The sequence below is a fragment of the Arthrobacter sp. 2762 genome (assembly GCF_040548745.1).
Lineage (GTDB): Bacteria > Actinomycetota > Actinomycetes > Actinomycetales > Micrococcaceae > Arthrobacter.
In genome coordinates, this window is record NZ_JBEPSI010000002.1 from 551,357 (window position 1) to 565,981 (window position 14,625).

The 14,625-nt window shown below is 62.3% G+C and carries 15 protein-coding genes and 1 pseudogene; 8 read left to right on the forward strand and 8 right to left on the reverse strand.

The features are described from left to right. Window positions 1–54: 54 nt before the first annotated feature. Both ABIE18_RS06490 and ABIE18_RS06495 read right to left on the reverse strand, forming a co-directional pair. A complete protein-coding gene (locus tag ABIE18_RS06490; protein WP_499721845.1) occupies window positions 55–282 on the reverse strand; it encodes a hypothetical protein in 228 nt (75 codons plus the stop codon). 95 nt (window positions 283–377) lie between these two features. Beyond that, window positions 378–1,751 carry an MFS transporter gene (locus ABIE18_RS06495; protein ID WP_499721846.1) on the reverse strand — a complete coding sequence of 458 codons (1,374 nt, stop codon included), beginning with the start codon at window positions 1,749–1,751 and terminating at the stop codon, window positions 378–380. Window positions 1,752–1,973: 222 nt separating this feature from the next. On the opposite strand from ABIE18_RS06495, the gene ABIE18_RS06500 reads away from it, so the two are divergent. Next, window positions 1,974–2,435 carry a hypothetical protein gene (locus tag ABIE18_RS06500; protein WP_499721848.1) on the forward strand — a complete coding sequence of 154 codons (462 nt, stop codon included), beginning with the start codon at window positions 1,974–1,976 and terminating at the stop codon, window positions 2,433–2,435. A 30-nt stretch (window positions 2,436–2,465) separates the two neighbouring features. Here ABIE18_RS06500 and ABIE18_RS06505 read toward each other — a convergent pair whose 3' ends face one another. Then, window positions 2,466–3,203 carry a GAF and ANTAR domain-containing protein gene (locus ABIE18_RS06505; RefSeq protein WP_499721849.1) on the reverse strand — a complete coding sequence of 246 codons (738 nt, stop codon included), beginning with the start codon at window positions 3,201–3,203 and terminating at the stop codon, window positions 2,466–2,468. A 269-nt stretch (window positions 3,204–3,472) separates the two neighbouring features. On the opposite strand from ABIE18_RS06505, the gene ABIE18_RS06510 reads away from it, so the two are divergent. Beyond that, the gene (locus tag ABIE18_RS06510) at window positions 3,473–3,886 is read left to right on the forward strand and encodes a hypothetical protein (protein WP_499721851.1); all 414 of its coding nucleotides are present in this window, start codon (window positions 3,473–3,475) and stop codon (window positions 3,884–3,886) included. Between the two features lie 15 nt (window positions 3,887–3,901). On the opposite strand, the gene ABIE18_RS06515 is transcribed toward ABIE18_RS06510, so the two are convergent. Genes ABIE18_RS06515 through ABIE18_RS06530 form a run of 4 tightly spaced genes read right to left on the reverse strand, consistent with a single transcriptional unit; the run spans window position 3,902 to window position 7,790 of the window. Then, window positions 3,902–4,924 (reverse strand): LacI family DNA-binding transcriptional regulator, encoded by a 1,023-nt coding sequence (locus tag ABIE18_RS06515; protein ID WP_499721852.1) that lies wholly within the window; start codon window positions 4,922–4,924, stop codon window positions 3,902–3,904. A gap of 25 nt (window positions 4,925–4,949) precedes the next feature. Then, on the reverse strand, window positions 4,950–5,666 hold the full coding sequence (locus ABIE18_RS06520; RefSeq protein ID WP_499721853.1) for a cupin domain-containing protein: 717 nt from the start codon (window positions 5,664–5,666) through the stop codon (window positions 4,950–4,952). Between the two features lie 29 nt (window positions 5,667–5,695). Next, window positions 5,696–6,658, reverse strand: a complete 963-nt coding sequence (locus ABIE18_RS06525; RefSeq protein WP_499721854.1) for a DUF6807 domain-containing protein — start codon at window positions 6,656–6,658, stop codon at window positions 5,696–5,698. 25 nt (window positions 6,659–6,683) lie between these two features. Then, the gene (locus tag ABIE18_RS06530) at window positions 6,684–7,790 is read right to left on the reverse strand and encodes a Gfo/Idh/MocA family protein (RefSeq protein ID WP_499721855.1); all 1,107 of its coding nucleotides are present in this window, start codon (window positions 7,788–7,790) and stop codon (window positions 6,684–6,686) included. Window positions 7,791–7,990: 200 nt separating this feature from the next. Between ABIE18_RS06530 and ABIE18_RS06535 the strand changes: the two genes are divergently transcribed. Continuing rightward, window positions 7,991–10,336, forward strand: a complete 2,346-nt coding sequence (locus tag ABIE18_RS06535) for a beta-xylosidase/alpha-l-arabinosidase (RefSeq protein WP_499721856.1) — start codon at window positions 7,991–7,993, stop codon at window positions 10,334–10,336. A 22-nt stretch (window positions 10,337–10,358) separates the two neighbouring features. Beyond that, window positions 10,359–10,871 carry a GNAT family N-acetyltransferase gene (locus ABIE18_RS06540; RefSeq protein WP_499721857.1) on the forward strand — a complete coding sequence of 171 codons (513 nt, stop codon included), beginning with the start codon at window positions 10,359–10,361 and terminating at the stop codon, window positions 10,869–10,871. A 128-nt stretch (window positions 10,872–10,999) separates the two neighbouring features. On the opposite strand, the gene ABIE18_RS06545 is transcribed toward ABIE18_RS06540, so the two are convergent. Beyond that, entirely contained in the window at window positions 11,000–11,689 is a 690-nt protein-coding gene (locus ABIE18_RS06545; RefSeq protein ID WP_499721859.1) for a hypothetical protein, read from the reverse strand. A 163-nt stretch (window positions 11,690–11,852) separates the two neighbouring features. Between ABIE18_RS06545 and ABIE18_RS06550 the strand changes: the two genes are divergently transcribed. The 4 genes and pseudogenes from ABIE18_RS06550 to ABIE18_RS06565 form a co-directional block, all read left to right on the forward strand. Then, window positions 11,853–12,620 (forward strand): SDR family oxidoreductase, encoded by a 768-nt coding sequence (locus ABIE18_RS06550; protein WP_499721860.1) that lies wholly within the window; start codon window positions 11,853–11,855, stop codon window positions 12,618–12,620. Between the two features lie 35 nt (window positions 12,621–12,655). After that, entirely contained in the window at window positions 12,656–13,087 is a 432-nt protein-coding gene (locus tag ABIE18_RS06555) for a VOC family protein (RefSeq protein ID WP_499721861.1), read from the forward strand. Then, window positions 13,084–13,581 (forward strand): DinB family protein, encoded by a 498-nt coding sequence (locus ABIE18_RS06560; protein ID WP_499721862.1) that lies wholly within the window; start codon window positions 13,084–13,086, stop codon window positions 13,579–13,581. Before ABIE18_RS06555 ends, ABIE18_RS06560 begins: the two co-directional genes overlap by 4 nt. 75 nt (window positions 13,582–13,656) lie before the next feature. After that, window positions 13,657–14,625 (forward strand): annotated as a pseudogene (locus tag ABIE18_RS06565) (hypothetical protein); the annotation flags it as partial.

Sequence of the window (14,625 nt, forward strand, 5' to 3'; positions counted from 1 at the left end):
AGATCACGGAGTCGGCCCATCCCCTGGGATCGAGCCTGTAGTAGGGATATTGGGCTAGTGCCTCCCCCGGGACAACTCACGTTTGCGGGAGCTGCGATGCCGCGGCCCCCTCCGACGCCGTCGTCGGTGCAACATGGCAGAGAGTGGCAACAGCGAGCGCGAAACCATCACGGCGGCGAGTACCACCAGAGTCACGAGAATGGCTATGGCAACCAGCAGCAGCCACAGTTCCGGCACGGGCGAGCTAGTAAGGATTTCCGGGGTTTTTTCGAGTCCAAGCATCTACTTCTCCTGCAATTGGGGCGTAACTATTGCAGTGGTGAGTAGGAGTGGATGCCGGAACGTGTCGCGGAAGTCAGGATTTTAGATGTCGGCCTTCACCGTGTGTCCGCCGTGGGCTTCCGCCACATCACGGCGAGCACCAACACCAGGACGTTCAGGCCCAGCATCACCAGCACCATGAGTCCCCAGTTGGCTTGGTTCACGCCCGAGCCATACAGAACGCCAATCAGCACGGTTGCAGTAATCGCGCCGAGGTAGCGGCAGGTCTGGAAAATTCCGGCCGCTACTCCTCGTTCTTCAGGGCGTGCAGAAACGTAGAGCCCCTGGTTCGAGGCCGTGCTCACCATCCCGTAGGGAATGCCCATCATTGCGGTCAGCACGAACACCAAGGGCGCCCATAGAGACAACGTGAGCGCGCCAAGACCCGTTGCCGCAACGGTCAGAATCAGCACACCGGTGATCAAGACAGAACGCACGCCGAACCGCTCCATCAGCCGCACCGTCAGTGGCGTCACCACAACCGACAACGCCGCAAGGGGCAGCATTAGCAGGCCCACCACACCGGCGTCGTAATGACCTGCCTCCTGCAGCAACTGCGGCAGTCCGAAGAAGGCAAAGTAGTAGACGCCGCTGAAAACGATGAAAAGCAAATACACCAGCAGCAGCGGCCGGTTCCTGCCCAGCAGGCGGAGATCCAGGAACGGAGGCCGGAAGCGCAGCTCGCGCCACGCGAAAAGCGCGCCAATCACTGTCGCAGCACCCAGGAGCCACCATCGGTAGGCGGGCATCACGTTGAGCAGCGCCATCATCGCGAGCATAAGCGAGGTGACGAATGCGAGGATGCCGGGGATGTCGGAGTCGCGGATCAGCGCCGACAGCTTGCCCGTTTCGCGACCGGAGTCGGCCGGCGCGGCCTTGTGGACCACAATGAGTGCAACCAGCGCGATTGGCACGTTGATCGCGAACAAGGCCTGCCAGCCGACCAGGCTCACCAACAATCCGCCGACCACCGGGCCCACGGCAGCGGCTGATGTGTTTGCCATTTGGATCCTGCCGAGCGGCCGGGTCGACGGCAAGTTGGCAAGCTTGCTCAATTGGGTGACCATCACGACGGCTGAGGGATATGCGGTCGCGGTTCCTACAGCCATCAGCGCGCGGGCCACACACACCAAAGCGAAGCTCGGAAGGAACGGTGCGATGGCGCAGGTGACCGCGACCAAGGCCATGCCGAAAGTGAACAAGCGGCGGGGGCCGAAGCGGTCCGCGAGCCTGCCCATGAGCGGCTGTCCGGCCGCGGAAGCGAGGTAGAACGACGTGATCACCCAGGTAACGGTGGCGACGTCGAGCGCGAAATCCTCCCGCAGGACTACCAACGCGACCGCGATCATGGACGAGTTCAGCGGGTTCAGCGCCGTCCCGAGGCTCAGCGCAGCAATCGCGAGGCCGGGTCGGGGTCTATTCGTCGTCACCCACCCAAGTCTGCTCCATAGTTGCTTCGGGTTACGAAACGCGTTCGCGGGGCGGACGGAAAGTCCGCCTGAGGGCAGCCACCTGGGCGGCGACACTTACGTCCATGTGAGCTCTGGTGCCAGAGAATCGTCGGGAGTAGCGTTCGTTCCAAGAAGATCTGCGTCTGACTGGGCTCCAGACAAATCGGGGGTGCGAATGACGCACCTGAGGAGACATAGGCCATGTATGCACATCGTCTTTTGAAATTGTTGACTCCGCTCGCGATTCTGCCCACCATCCTGCTTGTATCTTGTGCGCCGGCAACCGCGCCCGATCCAAAACAAGCATTGGTCGGGACATGGACTTCCACAGTCACAAAGGAAGATGTCCTGAAGGTTGTGCCCGACTTTAAGCAGGAATTCCTCTGTGAAAACACGGGTACGTTCAGCTGGGAATTCAAGGAAGATGGCAAGTTCACCATTGATCAGAAAGCCCTGCCAGAGTGCCCGGCACCCGTGGAGCCGCATGTTGAAGACACGTGGTCCAATGAGGGGAACCGAATGACAATTGCGAAAGATAAGCCTGCTCAGGAGGTCTATGAGTGGGCCGTCAAAGAGAAGACACTCGTTTTGAAACACGTGTCCGGTGACTGCGTCCCATGCAAGGCAACCAGTACAGCCCATCCCTGGACACGGGTGGGGTGAGGCACCGCCCCACCTCGTAGTCTCCCCGCCCTACTCCTCGAAGTGCGTCGTAACCTTCCCCGAGGACACGGCGGCGATGATCGACTGGGCCAAATGCCGCAGCTTGATGTTCCGGTTGCTGGAGGCAGTCCGCAGGATGGTGAACGCTTCCTCCTGACTGCAGTGGTTCTGCGCCATGATCGCGCCAACTGCCAGGTCGATCACTGTGCGCGATTGCATCGCAGCGGCAAGATCGTTCCGCGCATCGCTGAGCTGCGCGATCTTCAGCGCGAGCCGTAGCGACTTGGAAGCGTGCGATGCGAATACCTCGGCACGTTCCACGTCATCGTCACTGAATGCGTGGGTCCGCTCTGAGTAGAGGTTCAGGGCAGCGCGGGTATCCCCTTCCACCAACAGCGGCACGCTCAGGATGGACCGAAGCCCCTGATGGGAGGCGACCTGGACATATTCCGGCCACCGGTGTTCGCGAAGAAGGTCCGGGACCAACACGGAGGTCAACTTGTCCATGGCCGTAAGACATGGTCCTTCAAAGGTGTTTTGGAGTTCGTCCATGACGCGGGCACGGTCATCGCTGCTGGCGGCCGTCGCTGACTTCTTGCGCCGAAGGACTGTGATGCCGCAATACACGGGCGACTTGCGGTGTGAGAGGCTCTCTGCCGAGAAAGAAGCGAGATCGCCGAGAAAAGCCTCGACATCTTCGCTACCCAGGACAAGATCCAGAAAATATCCATTCTGGAGAGCTTCCTGCTCGGGGCGGGGGTTTACCATGTGGCACGTTCCTACTGACTGAAAAGCGTCCCCAGCAGACAGCAAAGGAGCGAATATCGCCGCCCTCTGCAAAACGGTCTGAAGACACCATATCGTCCAACGATCAACGGTACAAAGTGCGGCATGACATGCGTTGACGTGCAGATACATCAACCCAACCGGACCCACTTTGTCAATCCGGGCAGGGTGTCACATTGGACAGAAAGTAAGTAGGCTTACTTTATTATCCGAGTCCGGCCACCGGACGATTCGTGCGAAGGAGACATCTGATGGGCGTTGAAGACAGCATCCGTAAAGCCGCCGAAAACGCGATGGAAGACCTGGCTGGCACCTCCGATCCCGTGGACGACCAACACGTGCCCGAGCCCGGCGCGAAGGACGACGACATCCAGGTCCACTCTTCCATCAGCGAAGGTTCGAACGCGATGGACTCCGAATCGCCTGACAAGGCCGCTCAGACAACCCCACGTCACAATACAGCTGCCAGCGAAGCCGGCGAACGGCAGAACGAGCCAGGATTCGACGCCGCTACTGGCCAAGGCATGGAAACCGACGACGACGTTCCCGCCTCCACGGGCGACGTCCCCGGACCAGCAGGTCTGCCGGATGGTACTCCGGACGAACTGCGGGCAGACCCCTCCGAAGGTGACCAGGACCCGTCGACGAGCATGGGTCGGGGCTAAGCTCCCAGCGCACTCTTAGGGACGTGGGGCCGCCGTCGAACCCCGCACCACAAGCTCCGTTCCGAGCTCGATCCGCTGCGGCAACTCCTCGTCGCCTTCAAGATGCCGAAGCAGCGCGCGCATTGCCGTCTCAGCCATCTGGACCACGGGCTGGCGGACCGTCGTGAGGCCGGGTTCGATCCATTCAGCGGCCGGAATGTCATCGAAGCCGATGATGGAGAGATCTTCGGGAATGCGCAGCCCGGCAGAACGAGCGGCACGGTATGCACCGAGGGCTTGGGCGTCATTGCCCGCGAAGATGGCAGTGGGCCGGTTATCCAGGGCCAGGAGAGCCTCAGTGCCCCGCGCGCCGGATTCCGTGGAGAAATCACCGGGGACCATCAACGAGGAATCCGCGTCAACACCGGCCCGGCGCAGAGCAGCCAGATAGCCGTCCTCGCGGGCTCCGCTGCACTGAAGGTCCTCGCGGCCGCCGATCATGCCAATACGCTTATGACCGAGTTTCAAGAGGTGCTCAGTTGCGGAGAAGGCGCCATCCCAGTTCGCAGCACCAACAGTCATGAGGTCCGGGCCCGGCTGGCCTACGGGATCGATCAGGATCACAGGGATTCCGAGCGCCTTGATGCGCTGGATCTGCTTCGCGTCCAGTTCGTAAACCGCCAGCAGCACGCCGTCGGACTTCCGCTCGGCGAGGTTCGCCAGCCACGGCCGAATCCGCGATCCGTCCAGAGACAGGCTGCTGACCACCGTGCCATATCCGGCTTCCTGGGCCACACGCTCAACGCCCTCAATGATTTCGCACGCCCATTCCGAGGCCAAGCCGGGGAACACGAGGTCAACAAGGCCAGCCTTCTTGCTTCGTTTGGCCGGGCGACGGGCGTAGTCTCGCTTGGCGATGATTTCTTCCACCCTGGCGCGTGTAGCGGCTGCGACATGGGCGTGACCGTTCAGGACCTTGGAGACCGTGGGCACGGACACTCCGGCTTCCCGGGCGATCTCGCTGATCGTCGCCCGCCCAGAGTCCTGCTTGGTCACCATGGAACGCACCCCTTTCGGCCCGGGATCACCTCCCGGCAGCAATAGTTTCGGAAAGTTCCCACGCTTGGATTCGGCCACACATGCCGTAAATCCTCCGGGTTTTCCGTTCGCCTATCGTAGTCCTCGAGTCTTGCAAGTAGAAACTTTCCATCGATTCGAGAGAGTCCAAATTGCTCTGGGTAAGCTCAGCCTGCCGTGCGGCTCCTTCGGCCAAGTAGCCCCGCCACGTTCCGGCCCTGCCACTCACCAAGCGGACAGCGGCGGCATGAAACTCCTCCAGCGCCGAAACGCCGGATTTGATGACAGCATCCTTCAACTCCAGATATCCCTCCAAAGCCAGGTCCCGACGACGACGCGCAACGGCCTCGGCAGCCGCGTCACCGCCGTCGGCGTCCTTGGACGGAAGCAACGCAGCGCGGGAGTACACGTCGGCGTCCACTAAGTGCTCCGGCGGGAAGGTCATCACGGCATCGCCGTTCTCGGGAAGACCGGCATTCTGCATAACGATCATCACCTTGAGGTCCCCGGAATCGTTGATCGCGCGGTGGACAGTCCCAGGAGTGAACCAAACAACTGTGCCTGGCGCCAAGTCAGTAGTAGTGAAGCCACGGGAGTCCAGCGTCTCCAGCCGGCCGGTTCCCTGCAGGACTATGTAAGCCTCAGTCGAGGCCGTGTGCATGTGAGGGGACCCGCCGGCCGCACCGTCCGGGCTCGGCCAGTTGTAGATGCTGACTTCAGACACGGCAGTCGCGCCCGGGAATGAAGTGCACACTATGCCCAACCATCCAAGGCGTCCCGCGCCGCGCCGGCGAGCGCACTGGCTGAGTCTGCGTCGATATCGCCATCGGAAATCACGACGGCGTACCTGTACTTGAGCGGTTCTCCCACCTTTAGCGGGACTACTTCGCTGAAGAACGGCGCCGAACCCAGGCAGGCGAACATGGACGAGCGGGCAAACCATTGATTGGACGCACCCACGTTGGCTTGGTCCTCCACGAACATGATGGTCGACTTCCGGCAGGTGACGTCGTGCTGCCCGGTGAACGCGATCCATGGTGATCGCGTTCCCATGAACTCGTCGGCCCCGGTGCCGGCTTCAGAGCGGAACTCGCCACCGGTGAAGGATCTCGGACCGCGCCAGAACAGACCGCCGTACCCTGCGTTATCCCGGCCTTCCGTGGTGGGGCTTCCGATACCGATCTCGGCACCGGAGACGTTGCTCATCTCGGTTTCGAAAAGGAGTGCCCACGCATTTCCGGATGGCAGCAGTTGGATGGCAAAACGGCGCTGCTCCCGGATGAGGGGCAAACCCTGTTGATCAGGCTCTATTGGCTGTGAAGTCCAGAGCAGGGCCTCAGCGGCGGTGATAGTTGAGGCAGATTCCTCGATATAACTGAAGGCTTCGTGGTTCATGGCCCCGTTGTTTTCCAGATTCGCGTAGCCGGTCTCGCGGGTGTAGGTCGCCCCACCCCAGAAGTTGTGCTCGCCCACATTGGGCAACGCCCAAGAGAGTCCCTTGTGCCAGACGTGGTCCCACGGACGGGAGATGGTGACTTCGTCGCCCTCCAAGGTGGTGAGTGGGTGGAAGAAGGGGCGGGGGCTTTCGTACTGATCGTCAGTTGGACGGTACGTATAGCTCGCAATGTCCTGGCCGCCGACTGTAAAAGTCAGGGAACGGCCGTCGTCGGAATAGCTGAGGGTGGTGGTCAGGGCTGTTTGGGCTGAGGTCATCATGGATTCTCCGTTGAGTCGGCGGGTTTCAGGAGCGGGCAGTGGAAGCAAGGACGCGGGTCCCGCGACCCTCTCCATCCATGCCTGCATAAAAAGGGTGGCCGGGGACGATCTCCCCGCGCCGCACCGGCTTTCCGGTGAACGCGGAGGCGTAAATTGCGGCAGCGAACTCAAGTGTTTGCCTCGCTGAGTCGGCTCCGGCTGGGAGCGGGAGTCCGGCGTCGAGCGCGTCATACATCGCCAGGAATTGTGCCGAGTGGCCGCTGCCCCGCTCCAAAGGTTCGGCAGTCCAAGCGGCCGTCACTTGGTCCTCATGGCCAGGTGCCGCAGTGATGGTCCAGTCCTTGGTGCTGTAGCCGTACAGGTGGCTGAGCTCGATGGTGGCGAACTCGCAGTCAACGCGGATATCCGAGGTTTCGCGGGGCGAGAGCAGGGAGTTGATGACAGTGGCGGCGGCGCCATTTTCGAAGCGAACCAAGGCAGCTGAGAGGTCCTCGGTGGAGGTTGCCCGGGCCTGGCGGGATGCGATAGCCGTGACTTCTTCCCACGGGCCGAGCAGGTGCAGGAGGAGGTCGAACTGGTGGATGCCGTGGCCCATGGTTGGACCGCCGCCTTCCGCCTTCCAGGTGCCCCGCCATGGCAGCTCGAAATACTCATCCGGCCGGTACCAGAGGGTATCGCAGCGGGCAACGAGCGGACGTCCGAAGTCGCTTCCGCCGATCAAGGTACGTGCTGCGGCCGAGGCATCGCCAAAGCGGTGCTGGAACACGCAGGAGAACTGGGCGCCGCCTTGGGCTTCGGCGTCGTTGAGGCGGTCGAAGTCCGCGAGGCTGAGCGCTGGCGGCTTCTCGGACAGGACATGCACTCCCGCTTCGAGGCACTCGATGGCTTGATCGATGTGCATCATTGGCGGAGTGCAAAGGTGCACGATGTCCGGTTTGGCTTCGGCGAGCAACTCGGTGAGGCTTTGGTATCGCCCGGCGATTCCGTGTTCATCAGCAAAGGCCTGCAGCCGCGCGTCGTCGACGTCGCATGCAGCCACCAGCTCTGCCCTGTTCTCGGTGCGGGCCAGGTTGGACGCGTGCACAGCCGCGATCCCGCCCGTTCCCACGATTGCCACTTTGTACGTCTGCATATGAGGTTTCTCCAACAGGTTCTGGCTTGGATGATGTCCGAAAGTTTCTGATCTTTAGCGGTGCAAACTGGCGTTCTTTGCACCCTGCTGCGTCAACGCTATGAAGAATCTGCTCGTAAATCAACACATTTCATCCCTAGAAACTAATCATAAGTTTCTGATAGTTTCTAAAAATCGCCAATCAACCCAAGGAGAAGCCTGTGAGCAGCGGCGCCGCTGAACAGCAAGCACTTGCCCGCGTCCCCGCCCAGGACGTGGTGGAACACCTCATCCGCGAAATGACCTTGGAAGAAAAGCTCGCCCAACTGGTAGGCGTGTGGGTCAATGCTTCCAGCGACGGCGATTCCGTGGCACCGCTGCAGAGCCAGATGGCGGGCGATACGCGTTCCTGGGACGAGGTCATCTCCCACGGGCTTGGCCAGATCACTCGCATGTACGGTACCGTCCCAGTGGACCCATCCGAGGGCGCCCGGCGACTTGCGGCCGCACAGGAACAGATCATGGCAGCCTCCCGATTCGGCATCCCTGCGCAGGTGCATGAGGAATGCCTGGCCGGTTTGGCGGCGTGGAAGGCAACGGCTTTCCCGGTCCCACTGGCGTGGGGTGCCACGTTCAACCCAACTTTGATCCGGGAAATGGCGGTCAGGATTGGCTCTTCCATGCGAAGTTTGGGCGTCCACCAGGGACTGGCACCCGTGCTCGACGTCGTCCGCGATTTCCGGTGGGGCCGCGTCGAGGAAACCATCGGTGAGGACCCCTACCTGGTGGGAACGGTCGCGACTGCCTATGTCCAAGGGCTCGAATCCACCGGCATTGTCGCCACCCTCAAGCACTTCGTGGGCTACTCGGCGTCCCAGGCCGGCCGCAACCACGCCCCCGTCTCCATGGGCCCCCGCGAACTCGCCGACGTCATGCTGCCGCCGTTTGAAATGGCGATCCGCCACGGCGGCGCACGCTCTGTGATGCACGCATATACCGACGTCGACGGCGTACCTGCCGCCGCGAACCGCGCCCTTCTCACTGGGCTCCTTCGTGAGGAGTGGGGTTTCGCCGGCACGGTGGTGGCCGACTACTTTGGGGTCGCGTTCCTTGACGTCACGCACGGTATAGCGGCCGATTCCGGTGACGCCGCCGTGTTGGCTCTCCGGGCCGGCGTCGACGTTGAACTTCCCACGGTCAACTGCTTCGGTGAGCCGCTGGCAGCACGCGTTCGCGAGGGCGCCGTGGACGAATCCGTTGTTGACTCGGCGCTTCGACGAGTTCTTGCCCAGAAGGCCGAGCTTGGTCTTTTGTCGCCGGACTTCTCGGCGGTGCCGGCTGCCCTTTCCGGCCCAATTGACCTGGATTCTGCCGAGGACCGGGCGTTGGCCCGTGAGCTCGCGGCACAGTCGGTGGTGCTGCTGAGCAACCGGGCCTTTGCCGGGTCGCCTGCATTGCCCCTTTCCGGTTCCGGGACGATTGGCGTTGTTGGGCCGTTGGCCGAGGACCCCTTCGCCATGCTCGGTTGCTACTCCTTTGACGCCCACGTGGGGGCTTCCCACCCGGACGTGCCGATGGGCATTTCCGTTCCTACAGTTGCTGGTGTCGCTTCCTCGCGCTTCCACTCCGTGGTGAGTTCCGAGACAGGGAATTGTGAGTCAGCCACTGAGGCTGAGATTTCCGCAGCCTGCGATGCCGCCGCCTCCGTTGATACCTGCATTGTGGTGGTTGGGGACAACGCCGGACTGTTCGGCCGGGGCACGTCAGGTGAAGGAAACGACGCCGCCGATCTCCGCCTTCCCGGGGACCAGCACCACATGCTGGACCGAGTCCTCAGCGCCTGCGCCGAATCCGGGACCCGTTCCGTGGTGGTGGTACTCAGCGGCCGGCCTTATGCACTCGGCGACTTCGTGGAACGCGCTGATGCGATCGTGCAAGGTTTCTTCCCGGGCGAAGAGGGCGGCGAGGCACTCTGGGACGTGCTGACCGGCGTCGTCAATCCCTCCGGAAGACTTCCCGTTTCTGTGCCCCGCTCCCCCGGCGGACAACCAGGAACCTACCTTCACTCGCGGTTGTCCGGCCCTACCGAAGTCAGCGCACTGGACCCGTCCCCGCTGTTCGGCTTCGGGCACGGTCTGTCCTATACGGGCTTCGAGCTCTCAGACCACCGGTGCAGCGCTCCCGCGATGACGACGTCGGGCGCGGTCACCATCAGTTGTACGGTGACGAATACCGGTGCCCGCGCTGGCGCTGAGGTAGTGCAGCTGTACTTGGAGGACCCGGTGGGCGAGGTTGTTCGTCCCGTGCGCGAGCTCATCGGTTACGCCCGGGTAGAGCTGGAAGCCGGCGCGTCCGGCGTCGTGGAATTTGTTGTCCACGCCGACCGGACATCCTTCACTGGGTTGGACCTTGCCCGTGTGGTGACGCCTGGCTTGGTGAAACTGCATGTCTCCACGTCCAGTACCTGTGATGTCCAAACTCATGAGGTGATCCTGCATGGGCCGCGGCGCGTTGTTGGGTTTGAACGGGAGATGCTGACGCCGGTGGAGGTGCGGTCATTGGCCTAATTGCGGTCTGTAGGCTGTGGAGATGCCCCCACTTTCCACGGTCAGACTGCGGTTCCGCGAGATGACGCCTGCCGATCTTGAGGCTATGGCACACATGCTCGGCGATCCTCAGGTCATGGCGTACTACCCCGCTCCGAAGTCACGGGAAGAAGCTGCGGCTTGGATTGCTTGGAACGAGGCCAATTACGCCCGCCACGGGTACGGGTTGTGGATTCTGGAAACGCACGACGGCGGTTTTGTGGGCGACTGCGGGCTTACCTGGCAAACAGTGAATGGGCGCCGCGAGCTGGAAGTCGGCTACCACGTGCGATCGGACCTCCAGGGGCGAGGCTACGCCAAGGAAGCTGCCCAAGCCTGCGTTGATTTTGCCCGGGACGAGGCTCGTGTCGACCGTCTCGTGGCCATCATCCACCCCGACAACATCGCCTCCCGGCGGGTGGCCGAACACATCGGGATGACCCATGTGGAAGACGACCTCGGGGGCTCGATCGTTCGGACAGTCATGGGGATTGAGCTGAACGCCTTGCGGTCCTGACCTTGTTTGGACCGAGTTCAGCCCTTCTGCACCCTATTTTGGTTGCACAACGGCCGCCTTGGATTCAAAGAAGGTCGGGAAGACACAGCGCTTGCGCGTCAAAGGAGTGAGCTTCAAGTGGCTGAACTTCAGGCGATCCGCGCGTCGGTGTCAGGGTCTTGTCGGGCGCCGAGCATTCCAGCGATTCTGCCTTCCAGCGCGGCAACGGTCGCCTCCGGAAGGACGATCAGGCCATCGAGTTCCTTGCGCGCACGCTTGTACGCCGTCTGCCGTTCTGCCGGGGTAGCTGCGGAATCTTCTGCGATCCGCAGGAGTTTCCTCGCCGTTGCCAGTCTTTGACGCTCCGGGCCGGTGAAGTTGCTGTCCTTGATGCGCCTGGCTTCGCGTTCGGCCACATCGAAAGCGAGTTCGAAGCCGTGGACAGCGGCACGATACTCAGCCAGCCGGGCCGGCGTCGTTATGTCCTGTGGCGCGGCGGGCCGCAATCCATCGGCTTCCTTTTTGGCGCGGAGAAATGCGACAGTAAGGGGTTCGCGGACGTCGGTCATCAGCGGGTAATCGATGAGCTTCCCAACGTCCAGCTCGTAGTCCAGCCACTTATGGCTCACGGCGTCGTGCGTTGCCATCAAGGAGACAACCTCGGCCTGGTTAGCCTGCTCGTGCACCGCAAGCTGGTTCTTCAGCTTGTACAGCTCCACCTTGCGGCGATGGCGCTCCTCGCTTGCTTTGGACCACGACCTTGCCCACCCGCCAGCCATCCCGCCGATAGGAAAAATGAGCCACCAGTAACTGCCAAGGAAGTCGAAGAGGGGTTCCACAGATTCATCCTCCCACTTCCAAGCCCACCTCGTCCGTGGGCTTAGGCCGAGTCAGCAGTGCGTGAGCATGAGAGGTTCTTACGCTCAACCTGTTTATTGATAAGCCACTCTGGATCACTCGGTAGGCTCCTTCTGACCAGCTTTTCCCTTTGGAAGGACACACATGCCAATCACGAATGACCACAACGACGTGGCATCCGGCGCCCCATCCACTCAGCCGCTCAACGTCGTCGTTGCGGGTTCCACCAGTGCCGCCGGTCAGGCCGTGGTCGGTTCGCTGGTTGCCTCGGGAGCCCGTGTGGCCGCCGTGGATCTGGACGTCGCCCGCCTCGAGTCACTCGCCGCTTCCCACGACGGTGTGGTGCCCTACACCTGCAACCTTTCGGACCCGGAGTCGGTCGAAGCCCTGGCAGGTTCCGTCAGGAGCGAGTTCGGATCGGTGGATGGGCTTATCCACCTCGTCGGTGGTTGGCGTGGCGGTGAGGGAATCGTCGGACAGAGGGACGAGGACTGGGACGTCCTGCACACCAGCATCATGACGACGCTCCGGAATACCTCGCGTGCGTTCTACTCCGACTTGGAAGCATCCCCGCGTGGACGGCTGGCCATTGTCTCGGCTGTCGCTGCAGCCAAGCCCACAGCATCCGGCGCCAGCTACGCCGCAATTAAGGCCGCTTCCGAAGCATGGGTTCTGGGTGTCGCAGACGGCTTCGAGGCAGCCCAGTCCGGCCACAAGACTGAGCCCAAGGAACAGACATCGGCCGCAGTAGTGTTCGTGGTCAAGGCCCTGCTGGACGACGCCATGAAGGCAGCGGCTCCGCACCGCAAGTTCCCGGGCTACACGCACGTCAACGAGCTTGGCGACCACGTCTCCGCTCTCTTCGCGGCCCCGGCTTCCCACCTCAACGGCGCCCGTCAGCACCTTAGCTAAGTCCCGCCGTCGTACCCTGTCGCTAGCATGTCCGTATGGACCAGCGACTGCATTTCATCACGTTTGCCACGGCGGATCTCGATCGAGCCCGTTCGTTCTACAAGGACGGGCTCGGTTGGGATCCGCTCATGGACGTGCCAGGTGAGATCATTTTCTTCCAGGTCGGACCGGGCTTGATGCTTGGCCTGTTCGATGCTGAAAAGTTCGACCAAGACCTCAACAGCGACGTTCCAACGGGCAGCGTCACCGGCGTGACGCTTTCGCATAATGTCGATAGCGCGGCAGAGGTGTCCAGCACCATCGACAAACTGGTAGCTGCCGGCGCAACCGTGCTGAAGCCCGCCCAGTCCAGCGCTTTTGGGGGCATTTTCCACGGCCACGTCAAGGATCCGAACGGCATCATCTGGGAGATCGCGCACAACCCGGGTTGGAGAATCGACGACGACGGGACGGTGGTTTTCGGATGAGCACCTTCCCGCCGACTTTCGCTGAGGATGTCATCAACCACGACGTCCGTTCCCAGTTCGATGCATTCCTTGATGAGCATCGGCGTGCACTTTACGAGTCGCTGGACGGGCTAACGGAGGAGCAAGCGCGGCGCTCGTTGGTCCCTTCGCGAACAACCCTTTTGGGGTTACTAAAGCACGCCACGTTCGTGGAAAAGGTGTGGTTCGACGAGGCCATCTCGTGCCGGTCTCGCAGCGAAATCGGCATCCCTGCCACGCCTGACGAGTCGTTTATTCTCGAGAACACCGACACCATCGCAAGCATTCAGCAGGCACATCGCGAAGCGTGCGAGTCATCACGGCTGGCTGCTTCGGATTTAGGGCTGGACGACCTCGTGCTCGGAAATCGACGCGGCCCGCTCCCCCTCCGCTGGGTGTATCTGCACATGCTGCGCGAGCTCGCACAACACTGCGGCCACGCTGACATTCTGCGGGAGCAAGTCACTAGCAAATAGCCGCTGTTTCCCGCGTTTCCTGGTTCGAAATGGGAGGGAGCTAATAATGTCTGAGCCTGGTGAGAGGGTTTATTCATGGGAAGCATTGGGGACATTCTGGCGCGACGGGCAGCACTGTCTGGCGCCGGAGCGCGCCCCCGGCGCCTTCCCCTCGGAAGCCACACCATGTCTGCCCACGGCCAAGGCGGCTGGGAAAGCCCGACGGCGGCAGTCACCGATTCGGAGAACCCAAGGGGCATTTGGCTGCTTCGCGGCCTGAAACCACTGCCGGTCTCTGAGCCTGGTGAAGTGGACTGTGAAGTCAAGCTGCTTCGCGGCCTGAAACCACCGCCTTTAGCCCCCGTTGACGAGGTGGACCGTGAAGTCGAGCTGCTTCGCGGCGTGAAACCACTGCCGGTCTCTGAGCCTGATGAAGTAGCCCCTGAAGTCGGCCCTCTTTCCTCGGGACTCGGCGGTTACCCTGGGCGTAGCGTTTCCCAGGGAATTGAGGGTGCGCTGGCTGAAAGCGCCCAGGCGTTGGAATCTTTGCGTTCCGTCACTGTGGCCGGTGCTCTGAGCTTCGGGTTTGCCGAGGCCTCGCGGTTCGCCGGGCGGGTGGAGGAGATCTCCCGCACTGTGGAGTACCTGCAAGTCATCGCGGCGCAGGCCGTGGAGCGGACCCGCACGCAAGCCCAGCAGGCACGGCCCTCATCAGCGGCGGGCACAGGATGGCAGACAGGCTGGACCGACCCCGCAACCACAGACCCCGCAACCACAGACCCTGCGGTCCCGGCAGCAGCAGGAGGACCAAACCCCGCGACGGCCACGGCTGCTGGGTCCGATGCTGCCGGTGGATCCGCTAGTGCTGCGCGGTCGGCTGCTGCCTCCGGAGACCCTGTTGCTGCGGCAGACGCCGCCGCGGTGGCGGACGATGGCTACCGGGATGCCGCGCAGTTCCTGCGGGCCCGGTTGCGGATCGGTATCGTCGAAGCCCGGCGCCGGCTCGCCCTGGCCTCCGAGGTCCTCCCCCGGACCGGAATCGCCGGGCAACACATCCCGGCCCGC